Below are 247 nucleotides of genomic sequence, written 5' to 3' on the forward strand. Positions count from 1 at the left end.
ACTGTAACGAACACTTATACTCAGGATAAGGGAAGCTTAACGGTAGCCAAGGCAGTTGTAGGATATGACTTTGGAGCAGCAGGTAAGAACTTTACAATTTATGTAACAAACGCAAGTGGTGAATATGTTCTTGCAGATGGAAGCATAAGCGCAACCAAGACAGGAATCAGCGTACCGGCAAACGGAAACGTAACGATCAATGACATCCCGGTAGGCACATATAACGTAAGCGAAGAGCAAACCGGAA

General features: G+C 44.1%; 1 protein-coding gene. It reads left to right on the forward strand.

Features of this window, described 5'->3' with window-relative positions; translation table 11 throughout:
* Nucleotides 1-247, forward strand: a 247-nt coding sequence (locus tag DXB77_RS13150; protein WP_207665169.1) for a hypothetical protein, incomplete at both ends; no start/stop codon positions are given.

It is taken from the genome of Clostridium sp. OM05-9 (genome assembly GCF_003481465.1).
Classification (GTDB): Bacteria; Bacillota; Clostridia; order Lachnospirales; family Lachnospiraceae; genus Coprococcus; species Coprococcus ammoniilyticus.